Source organism: Oxalicibacterium sp., assembly GCF_057353965.1.
Window position 1 is genome coordinate 80,450 of sequence record NZ_JBMQZD010000006.1, and the last position, 20,864, is coordinate 101,313.

The following is a 20,864-nucleotide window of genomic DNA, read 5'->3' on the forward strand; positions in this document are numbered from 1 at the left end:
GTCGTTACGTCGGGTTCAGTAGCCCAGCGCGGCCTCGATCGGGCCTTTCGCCAATGGAACCAGGAACTGGATTTCGAACAGCCAGAACGTCACAGCCGTCACCGAGCCCGCCACCAGCACACAACGCAACCAGCCGTAATGGCCGAGCTTGCGCATGAAGCCGGCGATCAGCCCAAAGGCCGCCACGTAGATACCGAGGTAGTCGGTCGCCACGACGAACAGTACGATCGGCAGCAGGACCTGCAGTACCGGTTTCAGCTGTTCCCGTGTGACGAACGGCTCCGCGTCATCCGCGTCGCGATTCGTGCGCCATGCCTCCACCGCGACGCCAAGCGCCGCGACGCACAGGATGATGCCGATACGCAGCGGGAAATAACCGGATTGCGGGCCGCGCGGCCCCCATCCGGAACCGATCTCCAGGCTGCTCCAGATGACGACCCCGCCGATTGCGAAGAACAGCAATGCGCAGGCCAGTTCGGCGGCGGCGCGCTTGACGAGCACCGCCCCCCTTTCTTCGTTCTGCTCGTTCATTGCCGTCTCCTCAACGCTTCTCGATGAAGCCCGCCTTGTCCAGCAATTCGTGGTGCAGCTTGGCATCCTGCTCCAGGAATTTCTGGAAGGCGTCGCCAGTCAGGAATTTTTCCTTCAGCGCATTGCGCTGCAGATAATCCTTCCATTCCTGCGTCGCCACGACCTTCTTCATCTGATCCACATAGAAGGCCACCTGATCCGGTTTCACACCGAGCGGCATGTGCACGCTGCGCAGCATCAGGTAGGTGACGTCCAGCCCCTGCGACTTGCAGGTTGGAATGCTGGACCACGATTCCGTCTTCGTCAGCAGCGTGGTCTGCTTCATCGGCTCGTCGTCGAATACGCACAGCGGGCGCAGCTGCCCTGCACGCCATTGCGAGACTGCCTCCACCGGATTGTTCACGCTGGCGTCGATATGCTTGCCGACCAACTGCGTGGCGACGTCGCCGCCGCCCTTGTAGGGGATGTAGTTGAACTTGACGCCAGCCGCGCGCTCGATCGACGCGACGACCAGGTTGTCTTCGCGACGCGAGCCGGCGCCGCCGAAGCTGATCTTGCCCGGCTCCTTCTTCGCCGCAGCCAGGAATTCGCCAACCGTCTTGTAAGGCGATTCCGCGTTGACCCACAGCACGAACTCGTCCATTGCCAGGTTCGCCACCGGCGTCATGTCCTTCCAGCTGAACGGGATGTTGGCCGTCAGCGGCAGCATGTACATGTGCGAGGCCGACAGCAGGATCTTGTTCGGGTCGCCATTGCTCATCTTGACGTCGATGAAGCCTTCGGCACCGCCCGCTCCACCTTTCGGCATCACCACATAAGGCTTGGGCGACAGCTTGTATTTGACGACGATGCTGGAAATCAGCCGTGCCATCTGATCGGTGCCGCTGCCGCTGCCAGAAGGCAGTGTCATTTCGACCGCTTTGGTTGGTTCCCAGGCGAGCGCGGCGCTGGATGCCAGCATGGTGACCGCGAAGGCGGCGCACGCACTGGCGGCGTGTCTGCGTGTAAACATGGAATTGTCTCCTTTGTAGTGAGCCGCGTCCGCTTTCCCGGCAGCGCGACATGGGGCGATCTCCGCGCCCGTTGTTATAATCCACTAATATATTAGTTGTGTCAATCAACTTCGAATATTTTTATTTCGGCTGTTTTTTGATGAGTCATCGCCTGATAACGAATGCCGGCAACCGCATTCGCTACCGGAATGGACCGCAGCCACACCAGCCGGAAACACAGTGGAAATTCAGGCAGAAGCTGAGCGCCATCCAGTCCGAAGCCGGCTCCACGCCGTGCCAAAGGTGGGCATAGATCGAGCGAACATGGCCTCGCATGCCAACGCGGATTCCGAGCGCCCGCAACCTTCTTCTCCGCCAGTTGTCGCAGTGCTAGAGTGTCGTTGCGGCAGTCATCTTGTTTTACCCACCTCTCAAGGAGACAGGCATGAGCAAGGCAAATGGCGAAAAAGCTTCTCTGCTGGCAAGTTATCTGATCGAGGAACAATTGCGCGTGCTCCCCGTGGCTGCCGCGATGATCCTGCAACCGATAGACGGCGATTTCGAGCGGCATGCCGGAGAAAGCCTGCTGCTGCGCCGCAAGCGCACGACGCTGCGCACCGGTTCCGGCGGCAATATCGCGATGGAATATGCCGAACCCGGCACCGAACTGGATTTCCAGGGTTCGATCCGCACGCTGCGGGAAAACCCGCAGCAGAAGATCAGCTATCTGCGCGTGGTCGTCAGCAATGCGCTGCTGGCCGTGGGGCTGTTCCTGCGAGAGCATCAGATGGCCGAAATCCGCATTCCCGAGATCCAGTTTCTCGGTCATGTCGTCGATGCCATCCAGAATGCCAATATCTTCGACATCAATGACGGCTACATGCCGGCCGCCAGTTTCGACGACCTGATCATCGACAAGAGCCTGAACGGCAGGCCGCTTTTCGGCGACAGCAATACGCAAGGTTTTATGGAATTCGGCGACGCCATTGCCCTGTTGCAATGGCTGGCGCACTATCTGCGCGGCGAACGGAATTTCGTCAGTGGCGGGGATGCCGGCTGAGACGGCCTTTGCCGAGCCGCGCCGGCAACGCGCGGAAGTGAAGAAACAGGAGAGAAGCCGCCCGCAATGTCGGGCAGTTTTTTTACGACTAGCGGGAAGGTGACGGTGCCGCCACTGGTGCGGCAAACTTGCCCTGGTCCGGCTGCGCGGTCTTCGACGCCAACGCGCGGTTTTTTTCCGCCAGTGCCTTGATCAAACCATCGATACCGGACTGGCGAATTTGTTCGGCAAAGCTTTGCCGGTACGCCTGCACCATCCATACGCCCAGTACGTTGACGTCGTAGACCTTCCAGCCATCATCGTGCCTGATCAGCCGATAACCGAAATCGACCGGCTCACCGCGCGAATTGGTCGCATGTGCGCTGACGACGACGTCGGTCTCATCCGGCGCGGCACGCAGCGGATCGTAGCTGATCTTCTGGTCGCGCACCTGCGCCAGCGCACTCGCATAGGTATGCATCAGCAGCGCACGGAATTCGTCCTGCAACTGCTGGCGCTGCTGCGGCGTGGCCTGTCGCCAGTACGGGCCGGTCGCCAGCGACGTCGTGCGCGTGAAATCCAGGTGGGGCACGATCTTCTGCTCGACGAGACGCCGGATGCTCTCCAGGTCGCCGCGCTGGATGTCGCGATTCTCGCGTACCGCGGCCATCACCTCGTCGGTGACGCGGCGGATCATCTGGTCCGGTGCTTCCAGCGCTTCGGGGTTTTGTCGCGCGTCTGAAACTCGCTGCGCTGTTTGCTCCTGCTGCCCTTGCTGCGCCACGGCAGGAACGGCAACGACGAACAAGGAAACGGACCACAGCGCCAGCAGCATGCGTCGCAGCATGTCTTCTCCTACCAGTAGGCGAAAAGCATCAGCACGACCACGACTGCGATTACCGCGATCCACAAGGGCTTGCGGTACAGGAACATTCCGCGTCGGTCGGCTGCGCGTCGATTATCGTTTGGCGGCATAGCACTCCTTCAGGAAACGGGACCGGTCCTGCACATCGACGCTTTTGGCCTGCGCATCGCACGCCTTGGCGCGCGCATGCTGTTCGCCTTCGACGCCGGTCGCGCGCAACTTCCCGGTACCGTCCTGCGTGCATTCGCGCATCGCGTCGTTCTGCAGTTCGTACGACCTGCCGCCGGCGATTTCTGCGCACTCCTGTTTTCTCTGATCATACGGCTTGTCGGCCGCGTGTGCGCATGAGACCGACAAGCCTGCAGCCAGCGATATGGCGATGCATGCAATGCGGCAATGTGAAGGGAAGAAGCTGAACGGCATGGGAAACGTTCTCCTCGAACTCTTTCAGATTGCGATGGAATCAGTTTGCTATATGCCGCCCCGAATATCTGTCGGAAGACGGCGTCGACTGCTGTCGGAAATCAAGAGGAACGACAAAGCACCTTGTGTTGATTTTTACCGTAATGAAATTCATCGCTTCCAATCAGGGAGCTGACCGCCTCATCCGTAAACTTTTGTGCTTGCTCTAAGTTACTCGTAGCAAAACGCACGTTGAACCAAGCGCCACCCTTATCTCTCCAATATTTTTGGCAAGAAAACATGAAGAGTCGGAAGAGAGGAAACCATGCCGGAAATCCAATGGTCAGAAATCTTCACGTTTACAGTGTCTCCGTTCGAGCTGATGATCCGAGGTACGCTGATCTATTTCTTCCTGTTCTGCCTGTTCCGCTTCTTCGTGCGACGCGACGCCGGTTCGCTCAGCGTTTCGGATCTGCTTGTCATCGTCATCATCGCGGATGCAGCACAGAACGGGATGTCGGGTGAATACCGCTCCGTGATTGACGGCGCCGTTCTGATCGGCACGATCATTTTCTGGAATGCGGTGCTGAACTTCCTCAGCTTCCACTACGCACCCATCCATCGCTTTGTCGTGCCGCGTCCAGTCTGCCTCGTCAAGGACGGCATACCTCAACGGCATGCATTGCACCGCCAGCTGATCACCACCGACGAACTGAATGAAATGCTGCGTCAGCATGAGATCGAGGACATCTTGCAAGTCAAACGTGCCTATCTCGAACCAGACGGACAGATCACGGTGATTCGCAAAGAGGGTGACAAACAGAGCAGTTCCCAAGGCGGCACGTCGACCATGCCTCCGGGCGCCTGACAAACACCGGAGAAATGATCGCCGTTGCCTATCACAACTTCATTCTGTACCTCATTTCACGCAAGACACATTCTCTGACATATCATCGGCAGCGCGTCCGATAGTACCGTTTCGACGTCCTTTCTATCCTCCGGTTGATTGCACCATTTCGCATTCAGGTTTCACTTATCTGTTTCCAATATCTACTGGAGGAAATTCGCATGACGCGATTTTCGAACGGACTGCCGTCCTCATACGATGAAGGCGGCAGATTGCAACGGCTGAATGGCCTGTCGGTGATGCGGCTGCACGAACTCATGCTGATTGGAGAAAGACATCATCGCCACGATATCGTACCCACCGGCGTTTGGTACTGGGTAGAAGCCAATCACCATTACAACGCATTATTGTGGGATGAAGAGGACAAGGCCCGCCGTACCGACGTCGGCGACGAAGAGATCGCCGATGCCAAACGCGCCATCAACCGCTACAACCAGAAACGCAACGACGCCGTTGAAGCCTTGGACGAATCGATCCTGGCGGAATTACGCGGCACGCCGACCGCAGCCGACGCACGTCTGAACAGTGAGACGGCCGGCTCGATGATCGATCGACTTTCCATCCTCGCATTGAAGACTTTTCATATGCGTCAGCAGACGGAACGCACCGACGTCAATGCATTGCATATCGAAACCTGTCGCCTGAAATGCCAACGCCTCGCCACCCAGCGCAGCGACCTGGCGTTCTGCCTCGACCGTCTGCTGTCAGAAGCAATGCAAGGGACAGCGTACTTCAAGGTCTACCGGCAGCTCAAGATGTACAACGACCCGGCACTCACCCCTTCCCTGTACCGGCAATCAGTTACCGCCGAGGCCTGACGATGCAGGGCAGCGCGAAAGGGCATTGATCGATCCGGCAGGCGGCCTTACCGCCGGCAAGCGCTGCTCACCTCGACCAGGACCATCGCAAACCTGAGTCAACGCGCCGTCATTTCTCCGTATCGGCAGGAGGCAGGATTTGCTTGCTCTCGCCGGTCTTCTCCGCCTTGCCAACCGGCTTGTTTGCCGGATCATTCGCTACATGGACACCGGTACGCTGCTGATAGGTCTGGCTTTCCGGCCCGGTACCGGCGCGCTCAGGTTGCGCGACAGGAGCACGGTTTTGCTGCACCATGCGATCGGTATTCGACTCGGGTATTTTTCGCTCGCTCATCTCGTCTCCTTCCGCGTTCCGTTCATTCCCGGTTTGCATTCCGGCACGATCACTTTCCTTTTGCCGGCTGCTTCAGGCCGATGCGATTATCCTGCCCATCCGCATCCGGACTTGCCGCCATTTCCTCCTGCGTCGGCACCTTCGGCGAACCTGGCGTATTCGTCAGTACGCCGGATGCCGGCATATTCTTGCCCCGCTCGGCTTCGACTTCTTCCTTGTTCTGCATCGGCTCGTCATCGGGATAGCACTTCTCGCTGCCCTGCTCCATCATGACCTTGAATCGCTGCAAGTCCGTTTGCACGCGCCGGCTCAGTTCTTCCTCTTCCTGCGGCTGGCGTTGCGCTTCGGCATGCATGGTCATCTGAATCCGGCAATGTGCATCGTCGACCTTGCTGACAACGATCGTTCCGTCGTTACCGGCTTCTCCAACGTCACGCCACGCCAGCTTCATGTCGGGCTCGTTGATGGTGATCTGTGAATCCCATTCCTTCTCGGCACCGTGGCGTCGCGCGCGCCAGTGCAGGCGGTCGCGAGCTGTTTTCCTGACCTCATGGACGTTTTCCATGAACAACGGATACCTGTCGTATTGCAACCATTGCGAAAATGCGCTGCCGGCTGGCGCCGCCACATCAATCGTGTGTTCGATCCTCATCGTCATCTCCTTCGTGCCGTGTACTCATGGTTAACCTGAGAGTTAGCCTAAGGCATGGAGAAAATATGTCGGTGTGATAGCGAACGAAGAGGGAATCTTTGGAGGCAGGCTGCGTTTGCAGCTGAACGAAAAATCGAAGGATTTACAGAAAGCGGAAGAGCTTGCCAGCTAGGCACAGCGGGCTGATGCATACTCTGAAACAAAAAGGCTTACGCCGAAGCGTAAGCCCTTGTTTTGGCAGCCCCCCAATAGTCGAGCTGGGCACAACAGCTAAATGTGCATGATTCGCCTGCCGACACCGTCCATAGCCGCATCGCGGAATTGCTGCCGCATCACTGAATCGGCCGACTATTCTTTGCCATCATGAGAAGGTCAAGTCCAAACCGAGCTTCCTGACAAAGATGAAGGTGACAAGCGCCAAGCCCAGGAGCAATAGCACGAAAACTGCGGCTATCTTGCCGCCCGCGCATAGCACCGCGCGCATCTCCTTCTCCATCTGCTTCCCTTTTTTCCCTTGATCGTAATGCCACTTGATGGCGAAAAACATACCGATGCAGAGCACGAGAAGCTTGAAGGTAACGAAGACTATAGGGACCCAGTCCATTATTTGAGTATTTCCAGGCTATTACTTGACACTATCTATCGTGAGGAGGATTGCCTCAAAACACAGCATGACATCTCCATTGAAGTCAGCTTATTTTAGGTTAAGCAAATAGAGTTCAACATTGGACATAAAGCCCTAGGACATTATGTCTTTATTGCCTTATAGACCTTCTGTCTTGCGAACTGGAGGCGCCAAGTCAATCTCAGACTCGCCGCGCTTCTCCAAACCTGAAAAGCATTGAACTGCGAACGTTCTGGACAAGCGGAACGCCTCTTTTCGAATTGAGTGTTCATGCGATCATCGGTAAACTGGCGACCGCCTTTTACCCCGCTACCGCATGAATATCATTATCAAAGAAGAGTTGCGCGCCTATATCGATCCGCTCACACAGGATGAATTCGCCGCACTGGAACACAGCCTGCTGAACGAAGGATGCCGCGATGCTCTGGTTCTCTGGGGAGACATTCTGGTTGACGGCCATAATCGTTACGGCATCTGCCAGAAACACGGCCTTCCCTTCAATACCGTGCAAAACACGTCCTTCCAGTCCATGGACGATGTTCACTTGTGGATGATCGACAATCATCTCGGCAGGCGCAGCGTGTCCGATTTCCAGAGAGGCGTGCTTGCCTTGCGCAAGAAAGATATTCTGTCTGCGCGGCTGGTTCGGCAACAGGAAGAAAATCCGCCTGCCGATACAAGCGCTGAAATTCCTGCAAGCCCGGCAGAACCCAAACGCACATTATCGCGGCAGGAAATCGCACGCGCCGCACGCGTCAGTAACGTGACGCTGGGGCAAATCGAAAAAATCCAGAAATCGGCCGCACCTGAATTGATTCATGCCATCAAATCGGGAGAGATATCGATCAACGCGGCAGCTGTCGTCGCCACACTGCCAGCCGAAAAGCAGATCGCCGCAGCTGCCGGCGGAAAGAAGGAATTGCGTGAAACGGCAAGGCAAGTACGTGCGGCAAAACTTCCGCCCAAGCCGCGTCCTCTGCCTCCGCCCCTGCCGGAAGATGCATCCGCCGAACAGATCGAGATTCAGCGGTTATCGATCCTGGTGCTTGAACTGACGGAAGAACGCGATCTCCTTAAAAAGAAGGTACAGAACCTGACGATTGCACTCGCAGAATCGCGCAATGGACAATAAAGCATGAAATCGCATGCAGCAGGATTGCAGCAAAAATCCGCGCCCCAATGAAAAAAGGCTTACGCCGAAGCGTAAGCCTTTCATTTTTTGGTAGGCCTCCCCAGAGTCGAACTGGGCACCAACGGATTATGAGTCCGCTGCTCTAACCAAGCATGAGCTAGAGGCCCGTAACCTGGTTAAAGCTTAGTTGCCTTCGAGGAAGCTCTTCAGCTTGTCGGAACGCGACGGATGGCGCAGCTTGCGCAGCGCCTTCGCTTCGATCTGACGGATGCGCTCGCGCGTGACGTCGAACTGCTTGCCGACTTCTTCCAGCGTGTGATCGGTCGACATTTCGATACCGAAACGCATGCGCAGCACCTTGGCTTCACGCGGCGTCAGCGAATCGAGCACATCCTTCACCACACCGCGCATCGAGGCGTGCAGCGCTGCGTCCGAAGGCGCCAGCGTGTTGTTGTCCTCGATGAAGTCGCCCAGATGGGAATCGTCGTCGTCGCCGATCGGCGTTTCCATCGAGATCGGCTCCTTCGCGATCTTCATGATCTTGCGGATCTTGTCTTCCGGCATTTCCATCTTGATCGCCAGCGTTGCCGGGTCCGGCTCTGCACCGGTTTCCTGCAGGATCTGACGCGAGATGCGGTTCATCTTGTTGATCGTTTCGATCATGTGCACCGGAATACGGATCGTGCGCGCCTGGTCGGCGATCGAACGCGTGATGGCCTGACGAATCCACCACGTTGCATACGTGGAGAATTTGAAGCCGCGACGGTATTCGAACTTGTCCACCGCCTTCATCAGGCCGATGTTGCCTTCCTGGATCAGATCGAGGAATTGCAGGCCGCGGTTCGTGTACTTCTTCGCGATCGAGATCACCAGACGCAGGTTGGCCTCGGTCATCTCGCGCTTGGCCTTGCGCGCCTTCATCTCGCCGGCGGCCATCTTCTTGTTGATGGCGCGCAGGTCCGGCAGCGGCAGCACGACGCGCGCTTGCAGGTCGATCAGCTTCTGCTGCAGCTCCTTGATGGCCGGCACGTTACGGCCGAGCACGACGCTGTACGGATGATTGCCGTCTACTTCGCCATCGACCCAGGCGAGATTGGTTTCGTTGCCCGGGAAGACCTTGATGAAATGCGAACGCGGCATGCCGGAGCGGTTGACCGCGACGTCGAGGATCTGACGCTCGATCTGACGCACTTCCTCGACCTGAGCACGCAGCGTGTCGCACAGCTTCTCGACGACCTTGGCGGTGAAGCGGATGCTGAGCAGTTCGTTGGAAATCGTTTCCTGCGCCTTCACGTACGGCTTGGAGTTGTAGCCTTCCTTCTCGTAAGCCTTGCGCATCTTGTCGAACTGCGCGGCGATATCAGCGAACTTGGCGAGCGAATCGCGCTTGAGTTGCTCGAGCTGTTCGCTCGAGAAGCCCGCCGCGCCGCCGCCGGTATTGGTTTCCTCTTCTTCCTCTTCTTCCTCGTCGTCGCTTTCCTCTTCATCGTCATCCGACGAAGCCGCAGGTGCCGCCGCAGCAGCTGCCGGCTGTTCTTCAGCCGCGTTCGGGTCGACCAGACCATCGACGATCTCGTCGATCTTGATCTCATCGTTACCGATGCGGTCGGCCGCCTGCAGGATTTCAGCGATTGTCGTCGGACATGCGGAGATCGCCTGGATCATGTCGCGCAGACCGTCTTCGATGCGCTTGGCGATATCGATCTCGCCTTCGCGCGTGAGCAGTTCGACCGAACCCATCTCGCGCATGTACATGCGGACCGGATCGGTCGTGCGGCCGAAATCGGAATCGACGGTCGACAGCGCTGCTTCGGCAGCTGCTTCGGCTTCTTCATCACTCGCACCGCTGGCGACGTTGTCGGACAGCAGCAGCGTTTCCGCGTCGGGCGCCTGTTCGTAGACGGCGATGCCCATGTCGTTGAAGGTGCCGATGATGCCTTCGATCGCTTCCGGATCGATGATGTTGTCCGGCAGGTGATCGTTGATTTCCGAATACGTGAGGAAGCCGCGCTCCTTGCCGAGCTTGATCAGCGCCATGAGTTTCTGGCGGCGCGCTTCAAGTTCTTCCTCGCTTGCCTCGGCATCGGACAATGCATCCTTCAGCAGGGCCTTTTCCTTGGCCTTTCGATCACGCGCCTTGGCCTTGTCGGCGGCCTTCAGTTCGGCGCGCTCGACGGCGTTCAATGCGGCGATTTCATCGTTCTCCGGCTGGAATTCCTTCGGCTTGCGGCCGCGGCGGCCGGGTACCTTGACAGACGGCAGAATGTAGCCGGAGGTGTCGATCGCAGCCAGAGCGGCGGCGTCGGTCGTCTGGCTGACAGCCGAGACGTTGCGCGATTCGATCTTTGCTTCTGCTGCTTTGGTTTGTTTGCTTGCTGGTTTGACTTCGGATTTCTTTGTCACAGGCGCTTTCGATGGTGCTGGCTTCGCAACGACCTTGGTCGCGGCCTTGGCTGCAGTCTTGACAGGAGCCTTCACTGCGGTCGCAGTGCTCCTGGTTGCAGCCTTGCCTGCCGGCGTTGCTGCCTTTTTGCTGGGTGCGACAGCCTTTGCCTTGACGGGTGTCGTCTTGGCGGCTGCTGTTTTCTTCACAACGGATTTGGTCGACTTTGCCGCAGTGGCCTTCTTGGCTGCGGTCGGGGTTTTCGCGGGTTTCTTCATTGCGTTCGCCATTGGATCAACTACCAAGTGGGTTATGCCCCGGAACGTTGCTGCATTGTCCGGCAGGCAGATTTTGCGCATGCAACTTCGGCTTATCGCCCCGCGCAAAGTTAACTGTTTCCTTCTTTCGATTCACTACATTCGTGCTGTATTCACTGACGTAAGGCGTTGAATCGAAAGCCTTTCATTATAGCATATGGGGGTGCCATCCCCCTCTGTACAAGCGTGGTTTCAGTCGCGTCGCGCCATTTCCGCCTGCGCTTCGCGCCGCAATTGCTCTTGTTGCATGCTCAGTTCGCGATAACGCGCCTGCGCCTCACTGCCCGCCAAACCACCTGCCACCAGTTGCTCCAGCTCGTCGCGCAGCGCCTTCATGCGATTCTGGCGGATCGCGCCGGCTAGTTCCAGGCGAGCGGCATCCGGGTCCGATTCGGGCTCGGCGGCGATCTCGGCGATTAGCGGTTCGAAATCCGGACCGCTTGCACGCAGCACTTCCGCCAGCGTTGCAAAACTGGCATGCGGGCCGAGCGCATGCGCGGCCGTCACCAGCTGCGCCAGCATCTCCGCCGGATCGAACGCCGAATGCAGCAATGCATCCAGCGACGCCTGATCCAACTCGGACGCCAACGCCGGGTGCGCAACCAGCAGGCGCATGATCTGGCGCTCCAGCCCGACCGGTGCGGTACGCTTCGCGCGCGGCGGCGCCACGCGCGCCTTGGCTACCGGTTGCGCCAGTTCGAACAGCGCTTCGATTTCGGCCGGCGTGCTTTCGGTCAGTTGCGCCAGTCCGCGTACGATCTGCAGCCGCAATGCCGATGGCGGCAAGGCCTGCAGCAGCGGTTTCGCATCGAACTGCGCGCGCGCACGGCCTTCCGGCGTCCGCAGGTCGTTGTCGCCGGTCGCCAAGTTCAGCAAAAATTGCGAAAGCGGCATCGCATCCTGCACCTGCTTTTCGAAAGCATTTGCGCCCAGTTCGCGAATATAGCTGTCCGGGTCGTGCTCGCTCGGCAGGAACAGGAACTTGATGACCTTGTTATCGCCTGCATGCGGCAGGCAGGCTTCCAGCGCACGGCGCGCGGCACGACGGCCTGCTGCATCGCCGTCGAAACTGAAGACGACGCGATCCGTCTGGCGCAGCAATTTCTGCACGTGGATAGGCGTGCAGGCAGTCCCCAGCGTAGCCACTGCCTGCGGGAAACCCAGCTGCGCCAGCGCGACGACGTCCATATAGCCCTCCGTCACCAGCGCATAGCCGGCTTCGCGTATCGCCTGCCGTGCCTCGAACAGGCCGTACAGCTCGCTGCCCTTCTGAAATAAAGGCGTCTCGGGCGAATTCAAGTATTTCGGTTCGCCCGCATCGAGCACGCGTCCACCGAAGCCGATCACCTGCCCCTTGGTATTGCGAATCGGGAACATCACGCGGTCGCGGAAGCGGTCGTAGCGTTTGCGACCGTTGCGGTTGCCGTCTTCCTCTTCGGAGCGGTCGATCACCAGGCCGCTTTCGACCAGCGCGTCGGCCTCGTAATCGGGAAACACGGCGCGCAGACCATCCCAACCGTCCGGCGCATAACCGAGGCCGAAACGTGCAGCGATTTCGCCAGTCAGACCACGGCCAATCAGGTACTGCTTGGCGCGATCGGCCTGACGCAGTTGCTGACGGTAGTAGTCGCAGGCGCGCGTCATCGCTTCCGACAAGGCCATGCTTTTGGCCTGCTGTTCCGCGCGTTGCGCCGGCGGCAGGCGGTCTTCGCTCTCCGGCACGATCATGCCGACGCCCTGCGCCAGATCCTTGACCGCCTCGACGAAACCCATGCCCGAATACTCGATCAGGAAACCGATCGCAGTGCCGTGCGCGCCGCAGCCGAAGCAGTGATAGAACTGCTTGGTCGGACTGACCGTGAAGCTCGGGGATTTCTCGTTGTGGAAGGGGCACAGCCCCATGAAGTTGGCGCCGCCCTTCTTCAGCTGCACATAGCGGCCGACCACGTCGACGATATCGACGCGGTTCAGCAGATCCTGGATGAACGACTGCGGGATCACGCTTGTGCCTGGCGCGTTGCGATCGCCAACGCGATCAGGCTTTGGTCAGTGCTGCCTTCACCAGCGCGGAAACGGCCGTCATGTCGGCACGGCCGGCCAGCTTGCCCTTCAGGATGCCCATGACCTTGCCCATGTCCTGCGGGCCGGCGGCGCCGGTGGCAGCGACGGCTGCAGCGACTTCCGCCTTCACTTCATCGTTCGACAGCGCGGCCGGCATGTAGGCGGACAGCACGGCCAGTTCGGCCTTTTCGATATCGGCCAGATCTTGACGGCCGCCTGCCTCGAATTGCGTGATCGAATCCTTGCGCTGCTTGATCATCTTTTCGATGACGGCCTGCACCTGCGCATCGTCGAGTTCGACGCGCTCGTCGACTTCCTTCTGCTTGATGGCGGCGGTAATCAACCGGATAGCGCCAAGCTTGCCGCTATCCTTGGCGCGCATCGCGGTTTTCATGTCTTCGGTGATCTGTGCTTTCAGGCCCATTTTTGCTCCGCTTCGCTATCGGTTAATCATTCGACGCATCTATCGGTGAGTCTGCCACCTGCATCGATCGCACATTGATCTCATCGATCATAAAACGCCAAAACCCGCTGCGGACATCCGGAGCGGGTTTCAACCGATTTCCCAAACTGCGCTTCTTCTACGGATGCGCAGATCAGCGGGAAATCAGTACAGTTTCTTGGGCAGTTGCTGGCTGCGGATGCGCTTGTAGTGGCGCTTTACGGCAGCGGCGAGCTTGCGCTTGCGCTCTGCAGTCGGCTTCTCGTAAAACTCGCGCGCACGCAGATCGGTCAGCAGACCGGTTTTTTCGATGGTGCGCTTGAAGCGACGCATTGCAACTTCGAACGGCTCGTTTTCTTTCAGGCGAATCGTGGTCATGTAAAGAACCAATCCATGTTTGTGGTAGTGAGTCGTGCATTATAGCAGCCATGGTCGGCAAATGGAAGCCGGCCTGTTGTCCGCATACGCCACTGCATGCCGGCATGAATTGCCGAAATAGCAATTCTCACGATTGACGCATCCTGCCTTGCTCACTCGCCGTACAGCTGGCGGCTCAACTCCGCATCCCAATAGGTTGCTTCGATCTTGTGGCCTTCCGGATCGCGGACGAAGCAGCCGTAATACGGCTCGCCATACGCCGGTCGCGGACCCGGCGGCCCGTCGCCGGCCGCGCCCGCAGCAAGCGCCGCTTCGTAAAACGCATGCACCTGCGCCTTGTCGGCTGCGATGAAGCCGATATGAAAACCGTTGCCCACGCTGGCTGGCCGTCCGTCGTACGGCACATTGAGCCAGAACTCCGGATACTGGCGGCCATAGGCGACCGCGCCCGGATGCTCCATGATCACGCGAATGCCCAGCGTCGCCAGCACCGCGTCGTAAAAAACGCGCGCCTTGTCGAACTGGTTGGTGCCGATCGACACATGGGAAATGATGCTCGGGGAAGTACCGGAAATTTCGTCGCTCATACCGCCTCCTGTTTTGATGGAATGCAGCGATGCTAGCCGACGCTGCTGACAGTTGTTGTCAGCAATCGACACACCGGCAGAAATCATCAAAAATCAGCAATCAGATCGCCTGCCCGGCTGCCACGCCGGAAGCCCACGCCCACTGGAAGTTGTAGCCTCCCAGCCAGCCGGTCACGTCGACCGCTTCGCCGACGAAGTACAGTCCCGGCACCTTGTTCGCCATCATCGTCTGCTGCGACAGTTCACGTGTATCGACGCCGCCCAGCGTCACTTCCGCCTTGCGATAGCCTTCGGAGCCATTCGGCGTGATCGCCCAGCTGTTCAGCGAGGCGCCGAGTTGCCGCAACTGCTTGTCTTGCATGTCAGCAACACGCGCATCGGGACGGAAGCCGTTCGCCAGCAGCCATTCGTCGGCCAGCCGCGACGGCAGCCATTGCGCGAGCTGGTTGCCGAGATTCTTCTTGCTGGTCGCCTTGCTTTCGATCAGCGCTTCGGCGATATCGGTCTCCGGTGCGAGATTGATCGTCAATGGCGCACCATCCTGCCAGTAGCTGGAAATCTGCAGAATGGCCGGGCCCGACAAACCCCGATGCGTAAACAGCAAGTCTTCCTTGAACCAGCCGCGTGCCTTTTTTGCGCCCGTTTCGACTTCCACCGGCAGCGACACACCAGCCAGCGGCACGAAAGGCTGCCAGGACAATGCATCGAAGGTCAGCGGAACCAGACCAGCACGCGGTGCGACGATCTTCAGGTCGAATTGCTTGGCGATACGGAAGGCGAAATCGGTCGCGCCTATCTTCGGAATCGACAGGCCGCCGGTCGCGATGACGACGCTGTCCGCCGTGATCTCGCCGTGGTCAGTCTCGATGCGGAACCGCTCACCGTTCTTGCCGATCGCCTGCACCTTGCACGGCATGCGCCATGCAACATTGCCGAGCGTGCATTCGGCCTTCAGCATGCCGATGACGTCTTCTGCCGAGTTGTCGCAGAACAGCTGGCCCTTGTGCTTCTCGTGATACGGAATGCGATAGCGCTGCATCAGCGACAGGAAATCGCGCGGCGTGTAGCGCGCCAATGCGCTTTTGCAGAAATGCGGATTCTGCGACAGGAAGTTTTGCGGCGTCGCGTCGATGTTGGTGAAATTGCAGCGACCGCCGCCCGAGATGCGAATCTTTTCCGCCAGGCGCGATGCATGATCAATCAGCACGACGCTGCGGCCACGCTGACCGGCAACCGATGCGCACATCATGCCGGCGGCTCCTGCGCCGATGACGGCGACGTCGTAATGTTGGGTCATGGCTTGCCTGTCGCCCGGGCATCAGGCTGAAAATTGCAAAGCCGTGATTGTAAACGTGATGAGCGGCGAGCGATCAGATGTAATGCCATCCGCGACGGCATGACGACCGTCGCATCACCGAATCGGAAGAATCAGGCAGAAAGCCGTTGCGGTAGCGCCGCAGGCAAATCGAACGTCGCCTGCATCGCACAACGCACCACATCGCCGACAACGATGATCGCCGGACTGCCGATGCCCGATTGCGCCAGCGCGTCAGGCAGTTGCTGCAGCGTCGTGATCAATTGTGCCTGCGCCGCACCGGTGGCCGACTGGATCACGGCAACCGGCGTCTCGCCCGATTTGCCGCCGGTCAGCAAGGCCGACTGGATTTCGCGGCAACGCGCCACGCCCATATAGATGACCAGCGTCAGATCCAGTTTCGCCAGCGTGTTCCAATCGGGATTCGCATCCGGCGTTTTGCCGTGACCGGTGATGAAGACTGCGCCCTGCGTCCAATCGCGATGCGTGAGCGGAATGCCGATCGAAGCCGGCGCGGCAAGGCCGCTACTGATGCCGTTGACGACGTCAACCTCAATCCCCTGCGTCAGCAGATGATCGCGCTCCTCGCCGCCACGGCCGAAGATGAAGGGATCGCCGCCTTTCAAACGCACGACGCAATAGCCGGCCTGCGCTTCGGAGAGCATCAGGCGTTCGATGAATTCCTGCGGCGTCTGCTTGCAGCCGCCGCGCTTGCCGACATGCACGACACGCACATCGGCCGGCGCATGCTGCAGCACTTCGGGATTGACCAGATCGTCGATCAGGATCACATCGGCCTGCGCGATTGCCTTGACGGCTTTCAGTGTCAGCAACTCGGGATCGCCGGGGCCGGCACCGACCAGAAAAACCTTGCCGCGTTGTTGTTCCTGTTGCTGCACTGCGCCTTGCATTTTCGTTACCTTGGCCTGCTGTTTATCTGCCTTGAGATAAGCAAACACTGTTCCACCTGCTCCGCAATCGGTGCAGGGATGGGTTCCTCGCCGCGCAAGGCTTTTTCTATCCAGCGCGCCGTCACATCGGCCTCGCGTGAAGCCGGCAGCGGTGGCATTTCATCGACCGGCTCCTGCTTTTGCACCAGTACCGTGCATTGGCCTTCGTGTATCCACGTGATCTGCTGCGCGCGCTTCGCATTGGCGACCGTTTCGCCTTCGGTGCCGCGCATCAGAAAGACGTCGCCGCGCGATTGTGGTGCAGCCGTCGAGAAATATTCGGTCAGCGTCGTCAGGTATTCGGGATGCGTGTACGAGGTCAGCCGCAATGCCGGCTGCGCGAACGGCTGCATGATCTTCACCAGCGTATGCGTCGAATTGCGCACGCCGAGAATGCGGCGCATCGCCAGCAGATGCGACAGGCGCGGCGCAAGATCGTCGATCGGCATCAGCACCGGCGCACGACGCGCGAACTGCTCCGCTGCTTGCGCATGCGTGTGCGACAGCGGATAACCCATCTGCTGCAGGATTTCCGCCGTCGCCACACGCCCCGGATCGGTTGTCACGCCGTGGATGAAAACCGGCGCACCTTCACGTGCCAGCAGCAATGCCAGCAGCGGAGTCAGGTTCGGCATCTGGCGCGAACCGTTGTAGGTCGGGATCACGATGGGCGCATATTCACCGGCCGGCGCCTGCATCAGTTCGAACGACGCTTCGGCCGCTGCGAGAAAACCGTCCAGTTCGGCCACCGATTCGCCCTTGATGCGCATCGCCAGCATGATGCCGCCCATTTCCAGATCGGAAACCCGGCCGTCGAGCATCGCCGCGTAGAGTTGGTATGCATCGTCGCGCGACAGGCTGCGCGCGCCCTTCACGCCGCGGCCGATTTCCTTGATGAAAGGCGCGGCCTTGAATGGTTCGTTTGAAGTCGTCGAAGTATTCATGCGCGCAGGGTACACCGAAAGCGCTGTCGCCGGCAGCGGCAATGCAGACATCTCACGCCGCCTTCGCGTGCAGCGGCTGCTGTACGATCAGCTTCTTGAGTTCCGACACGCAGGAACCGCAATTCGTGCCACACTTCAGCTTCTGCTGCAGCATCGCCAGCGCATCGCCGCCCGCGTGCGACGCCAGCGCATCGGTGATTTCGGTTTCCGACACGTTCAGGCAATTGCAGACGATGCGGCCGCGCGACTTGAAACCCTGCGGCGGATTTGCCGTCGGCATCAGCAGCAGGCGGCCCAGCTTGGCGACCGATTGCTCCGCTTCCAGATACTGCTTCAGCCAGTGCTCGGCAGACAGATCGCCGGACAGCGACACCGCCTGCAGCGTGCCGTCGCCGATCAGGATGTGGCGGCCGTTGCCGCGCTTGTGGTCGTCGTAGCGCAGCACCTGCGCACCGACGATGCCGAAGCGGCTCTCGATATCGTCAATCAGGCTTTTCTCCGCTGCGTAATCGTCCGCCACGCGGAACAGCACGCCGACCTTGTCGCGGCCGAACAGCGTGCACGAGGCATACGCGAACTTGCGCATCAGCGGACGCAATTCCGACTGCAAGGTCAGCAATCGTGATTCCTCCACCCAACCGAACACAACCATGCGCCAAGGCAGTTCCGCCTTCAGAATCTTGACGGCCGCATGCTTCAGTTCCGGCTGCTTGGAACTCGGATCGTAGGCCGGCGTCGTCAATGCATTGACGCCGAACGTGCCGTCGCCGTTGCCGCGGCCGGACACGTATTCCTCGCCCCAGTGCATGCCGATGAAGGCCTGCCCGGCACGCATGTCGTCGCCGGCGACCGCCGACAAAATCTGCGAGCCGCGCTTGCTGGTCACGTGCACCAGGTCGCCATCCTTCAGCAGCCGACGTTCCATGTCGGTCTTCGACAGCACGACTGCCGGCTCCGGCGCATGCGAAAACAGTTGCGCGACGGTGCCGGTGCGGCTCATGCCATGCCATTGATCGCGCAAGCGCCCCGTCGTCAGATGGAAAGGGAAACGTGCATCGACTTTTTCCGCGACCGGCTGATAGACGGTATTGACGAATTTCGCGCGCCCCGATGCGGTAGCGAATATGCCATCCGCATACAGGCGTTGCTTGCCGGATTGTGCGCCTTCCGGATACGGCCATTGCTGCGGCCCCTGCTGTTCGAGAATCGTATACGACAGGCCGGTGATATCCAGATCGCGGCCGCGCGTCGATTCGCGATGTTCGTTCCAGACGGATTCCACATCGTCGTACGGAAACAGCGTGCGTTCGCGCTTCCACAATGCTTCGAGCCGGTGCGCGAAGCGCACAGCAATTTCCCAGTCGTGCAGCGTCTCTGCCGGCTTGTCCAATACCGGCTTGAAGCGCGTGATGCGGCGCTCGGAATTGGTGACCGTGCCTTCCTTCTCGCTCCACGTCGTCGCCGGCAGCAGCACGTCGGCAAAATCGCAGGTGGCCGTCGTGCGATACGCTTCCTGCACGATCACCAGTTCCGCTTTCTTCAGCGCTTCGCGGATCATCTTCTGCTCCGGCATCGATTGCGCCGGATTCGTGCAGACGATCCAGATGATCTTGATACCGCCGTCGCGCAACGCCTCGAACATCTCGACCGCGCTCTTGCCCGGCGTCGCTGGCACATCACCCACGCCCCACAGCTTTGCCACTTCGGCGCGATGGGCTGGATTGGCAATGTCGCGATGCGCAGACAGCAGCGTCGCCATGCCGCCCACTTCGCGTCCGCCCATCGCATTCGGTTGCCCGGTCAGAGAAAACGGCCCCGCGCCCGGCTTGCCGATCTGATGCGTCGCCAGATGCAGGTTGATCAGCGCCGCATTCTTCGCGGTGCCGGCCGACGACTGGTTCAAACCCTGGCAGTACAGCGACAGCGCGGCTTTCGATTCGCCGAACCAGCGCGCGGCGGTCACGAGATCTTCCTCGCTGATGCCGCAGGTTTCCGCAACGAACTTCGGCGTGTAGTCGCGCACCGTGCGCTTCAGTTCGGCGAAGCCTTCGGTATGCGCATCGATGTATGCCGGATCGATCAGGTCTTCCCACAGGCAGATGTGCAGCATGCCGTTGAACAGCGCGACATCGGTACCCGGCAGGATGGGCAGGAACAGATCGGCGTCGCGCGCGGTATCGGTACGGCGCGGATCGGCGACGATTACCTTCATCTCCGGCCGCGCCTTGCGCGCCGCTTCCAGTCGGCGGTACAGGATGGGATGCGCGTACGCCATGTTGGAGCCGACGATGAAAACGACATCAGCCTGCTCGATATCCTCGTAGCAGGCCGGCGGCGCATCCGCGCCCAGCGTCTGCTTGTAGCCGGCCACCGCGCTCGACATGCACAAGCGCGAATTGGTGTCGATGTTGTTGGTGCCGATCAAGCCTTTCGCCAGCTTGTTGAAGACGTAGTAATCCTCGGTCAGCAGCTGACCGGAAATATAAAAGCCGACGCTGTCCGGCCCGTGTTCGGCGATCGTGTCGGCGAATTTCTTCGCGAGGAAATCCAGCGTGGTATCCCAACTGGTCCGCTCGCGCTTCATGTCGCGCACGAGGCGTATTTCGGGATGCAATGCACGCGCCTGCTGCTGCAATGCATCGCGCGCAGTCAGGTGCAGCGTACTGCCCTTGGTGCACAGCCGCCCGAAGTTCGCGGGATGGTCAGGATCGCCGCGCACGCCGACGACTTGTGCGCCGTCGGTCTGCACGATGACACCACAGCCGACGCCGCAATAGCAGCAGGTCGCCTTGCTTTCCTTCAGCGCGGCAGGGGCCGTCACGTCGTTCATGCTGCGGCAAGTCCTTTCACCGCTTCGGACGGCGCGTTGAGTTCGGCGAGATCGAGCGACACATCGCCGTTTTCGACCTTCACGGCGAATTTCTGCGTGCAGCCTTCATCCGGCGCCAGCGCGCAGCCCGATTGCAGTTCGATGCTCCAGTTATGCAACGGGCAGGCAACACGCTCGCCGAACACGATGCCTTGCGACAGCGGACCACCCTTGTGCGGGCATTGGTCCAGCAGTGCAAAGACCTTGTTCTCGCTGTTGCGGAAGATCGCGACGTTCGGCTTGCCGGCGCGATTGACGACGCGCGATCCCAGTACCGGGATGTCTTCGACGCGGCAGATGACTTTCCATTGATTCGACATT

21 protein-coding genes and 1 tRNA gene are annotated in these 20,864 nt (G+C 59.6%); 4 read left to right on the plus strand and 18 right to left on the minus strand.

The genetic code is table 11. The features are described from left to right. Window positions 1–15 precede the first annotated feature (15 nt). Together ACO1VH_RS11360 and ACO1VH_RS11365 are read right to left on the minus strand one after the other, a co-directional pair. Window positions 16–531 carry a tripartite tricarboxylate transporter TctB family protein gene (locus tag ACO1VH_RS11360; protein WP_486244583.1) on the minus strand — a complete coding sequence of 172 codons (516 nt, stop codon included), beginning with the start codon at window positions 529–531 and terminating at the stop codon, window positions 16–18. A gap of 10 nt (window positions 532–541) precedes the next feature. Further along, on the minus strand, window positions 542–1,543 hold the full coding sequence (locus tag ACO1VH_RS11365; RefSeq protein WP_486244584.1) for a Bug family tripartite tricarboxylate transporter substrate binding protein: 1,002 nt from the start codon (window positions 1,541–1,543) through the stop codon (window positions 542–544). A gap of 425 nt (window positions 1,544–1,968) precedes the next feature. Here ACO1VH_RS11365 and ACO1VH_RS11370 point away from each other — a divergent pair, with 425 nt between their 5' ends. Then, window positions 1,969–2,583, plus strand: coding sequence for a hypothetical protein (locus ACO1VH_RS11370; RefSeq protein ID WP_486244585.1), 615 nt, complete (start codon window positions 1,969–1,971; stop codon window positions 2,581–2,583). A gap of 88 nt (window positions 2,584–2,671) precedes the next feature. Here ACO1VH_RS11370 and ACO1VH_RS11375 read toward each other — a convergent pair whose 3' ends face one another. Then, window positions 2,672–3,409: an MlaC/ttg2D family ABC transporter substrate-binding protein gene (locus ACO1VH_RS11375; protein WP_486244586.1), complete on the minus strand. Its 738-nt coding sequence runs from the start codon at window positions 3,407–3,409 to the stop codon at window positions 2,672–2,674. A gap of 111 nt (window positions 3,410–3,520) precedes the next feature. Continuing rightward, complete coding sequence (locus ACO1VH_RS11380) at window positions 3,521–3,850, minus strand: hypothetical protein (protein ID WP_486244587.1); 330 nt, start codon at window positions 3,848–3,850, stop codon at window positions 3,521–3,523. Window positions 3,851–4,154: 304 nt separating this feature from the next. Here ACO1VH_RS11380 and ACO1VH_RS11385 point away from each other — a divergent pair, with 304 nt between their 5' ends. Together ACO1VH_RS11385 and ACO1VH_RS11390 are read left to right on the plus strand one after the other, a co-directional pair. Next, on the plus strand, window positions 4,155–4,697 hold the full coding sequence (locus ACO1VH_RS11385; protein WP_486244588.1) for a DUF421 domain-containing protein: 543 nt from the start codon (window positions 4,155–4,157) through the stop codon (window positions 4,695–4,697). Between the two features lie 200 nt (window positions 4,698–4,897). Beyond that, complete coding sequence (locus ACO1VH_RS11390) at window positions 4,898–5,554, plus strand: DUF4254 domain-containing protein (protein ID WP_486244589.1); 657 nt, start codon at window positions 4,898–4,900, stop codon at window positions 5,552–5,554. A gap of 109 nt (window positions 5,555–5,663) precedes the next feature. Here the strand turns inward: ACO1VH_RS11390 and ACO1VH_RS11395 are convergent, their stop codons facing one another. The 3 genes from ACO1VH_RS11395 to ACO1VH_RS11405 all read right to left on the minus strand — a co-directional run bounded on the left by ACO1VH_RS11395 (window position 5,664) and on the right by ACO1VH_RS11405 (window position 7,147). Then, window positions 5,664–5,888, minus strand: a complete 225-nt coding sequence (locus ACO1VH_RS11395) for a hypothetical protein (protein ID WP_486244590.1) — start codon at window positions 5,886–5,888, stop codon at window positions 5,664–5,666. 49 nt (window positions 5,889–5,937) lie between these two features. Then, window positions 5,938–6,540, minus strand: a complete 603-nt coding sequence (locus ACO1VH_RS11400; RefSeq protein WP_486244591.1) for an SRPBCC family protein — start codon at window positions 6,538–6,540, stop codon at window positions 5,938–5,940. Between the two features lie 361 nt (window positions 6,541–6,901). Continuing rightward, a complete protein-coding gene (locus ACO1VH_RS11405; protein ID WP_486244653.1) occupies window positions 6,902–7,147 on the minus strand; it encodes a hypothetical protein in 246 nt (81 codons plus the stop codon). Between the two features lie 334 nt (window positions 7,148–7,481). On the opposite strand from ACO1VH_RS11405, the gene ACO1VH_RS11410 reads away from it, so the two are divergent. Continuing rightward, on the plus strand, window positions 7,482–8,297 hold the full coding sequence (locus tag ACO1VH_RS11410) for a ParB N-terminal domain-containing protein (protein WP_486244592.1): 816 nt from the start codon (window positions 7,482–7,484) through the stop codon (window positions 8,295–8,297). An 88-nt stretch (window positions 8,298–8,385) separates the two neighbouring features. Here the strand turns inward: ACO1VH_RS11410 and ACO1VH_RS11415 are convergent. The 11 genes from ACO1VH_RS11415 to nirD all read right to left on the minus strand — a co-directional run bounded on the left by ACO1VH_RS11415 (window position 8,386) and on the right by nirD (window position 20,863). Continuing rightward, window positions 8,386–8,464, minus strand: a tRNA-Ile gene (locus tag ACO1VH_RS11415). Between the two features lie 16 nt (window positions 8,465–8,480). Continuing rightward, complete coding sequence (gene rpoD, locus ACO1VH_RS11420; protein ID WP_486244593.1) at window positions 8,481–10,958, minus strand: RNA polymerase sigma factor RpoD; 2,478 nt, start codon at window positions 10,956–10,958, stop codon at window positions 8,481–8,483. Window positions 10,959–11,189: 231 nt separating this feature from the next. Next, entirely contained in the window at window positions 11,190–12,998 is a 1,809-nt protein-coding gene (gene dnaG / locus ACO1VH_RS11425) for a DNA primase (protein WP_486244594.1), read from the minus strand. A gap of 34 nt (window positions 12,999–13,032) precedes the next feature. Then, window positions 13,033–13,482 (minus strand): GatB/YqeY domain-containing protein, encoded by a 450-nt coding sequence (locus tag ACO1VH_RS11430; protein ID WP_486244595.1) that lies wholly within the window; start codon window positions 13,480–13,482, stop codon window positions 13,033–13,035. Between the two features lie 183 nt (window positions 13,483–13,665). After that, entirely contained in the window at window positions 13,666–13,878 is a 213-nt protein-coding gene (gene rpsU / locus ACO1VH_RS11435) for a 30S ribosomal protein S21 (RefSeq protein WP_011870001.1), read from the minus strand. Window positions 13,879–14,030: 152 nt separating this feature from the next. Continuing rightward, a complete protein-coding gene (locus ACO1VH_RS11440; RefSeq protein WP_486244596.1) occupies window positions 14,031–14,465 on the minus strand; it encodes a VOC family protein in 435 nt (144 codons plus the stop codon). 100 nt (window positions 14,466–14,565) lie between these two features. Continuing rightward, window positions 14,566–15,762, minus strand: a complete 1,197-nt coding sequence (locus ACO1VH_RS11445) for a BaiN/RdsA family NAD(P)/FAD-dependent oxidoreductase (RefSeq protein ID WP_486244597.1) — start codon at window positions 15,760–15,762, stop codon at window positions 14,566–14,568. Between the two features lie 131 nt (window positions 15,763–15,893). Further along, window positions 15,894–16,691 carry a uroporphyrinogen-III C-methyltransferase gene (cobA, locus tag ACO1VH_RS11450; RefSeq protein ID WP_486244654.1) on the minus strand — a complete coding sequence of 266 codons (798 nt, stop codon included), beginning with the start codon at window positions 16,689–16,691 and terminating at the stop codon, window positions 15,894–15,896. 5 nt (window positions 16,692–16,696) lie between these two features. Beyond that, complete coding sequence (gene ybiB / locus ACO1VH_RS11455) at window positions 16,697–17,674, minus strand: DNA-binding protein YbiB (protein WP_486244655.1); 978 nt, start codon at window positions 17,672–17,674, stop codon at window positions 16,697–16,699. Between the two features lie 52 nt (window positions 17,675–17,726). Next, window positions 17,727–20,504, minus strand: coding sequence for a nitrate reductase (locus ACO1VH_RS11460; protein ID WP_486244598.1), 2,778 nt, complete (start codon window positions 20,502–20,504; stop codon window positions 17,727–17,729). Further along, window positions 20,501–20,863, minus strand: a complete 363-nt coding sequence (nirD, locus tag ACO1VH_RS11465) for a nitrite reductase small subunit NirD (protein WP_486244599.1) — start codon at window positions 20,861–20,863, stop codon at window positions 20,501–20,503. Before nirD ends, ACO1VH_RS11460 begins: the two co-directional genes overlap by 4 nt. Between the last annotated feature and the right edge of the window lies 1 nt (window position 20,864).